The following is a 574-nucleotide window of genomic DNA, read 5'->3' on the forward strand; positions in this document are numbered from 1 at the left end:
CAGCATAATTATAGAAAACATACTTAGCATCATTCCGATCAAAAAACCTAAAAGAGATATAACACCTTTCTTTTGCGTTTTGTATAGAACTAATGTTACCGCAGTACCATATACAGGCGCAACAATGACCCCTCTACTTTCTGGTAGTGCCATCATTTGCATAAAAGGCAGCAGTATGTAACCCAAAATAAAGACAGTAGCACCGATAATGCCTATAAAAACAAACTCATTTAATCTTAAATTTTTCATCAATAAACACCTCATCAGGTTTAAACCTTCGTTACTTTATATTATATAAGTTATCCTATCTTTTAAAAAGCCTCTTTATCATTTTCTATAATATTCCTCATAGTTAACAACCTCTTTTTATACAGTAAAAAAAGTAGCATTATTCTACTACATAAAAAAAGAAGAGCCTTAGCTCTTCTTTTTTATGGTTCTATAATAAATGTTGGGGTGGTTAACACTCCAGCATTTTTTAATTCAAAAAATAATGCACTTATTGAAAATACCTGCTAAAATATAGTTGCTCAAACCAATATCAAAGGAGGTATATCAACAAGTGCACTCTAAT

The 574-nt window shown here is 30.7% G+C and carries 1 protein-coding gene; it reads right to left on the reverse strand.

Going from position 1 to position 574, the window contains the following annotated elements; genetic code table 11:
• A partial coding sequence (locus tag RH915_RS11415) for a hypothetical protein (protein WP_310480151.1) occupies positions 1-249 on the reverse strand: 249 nt, incomplete at its 3' end.
• Positions 250-574: the final 325 nt, after the last annotated feature.

Source organism: Serpentinicella sp. ANB-PHB4, from assembly GCF_031432315.1.
Taxonomy (GTDB): domain Bacteria; phylum Bacillota; class Clostridia; order Peptostreptococcales; family Natronincolaceae; genus Serpentinicella.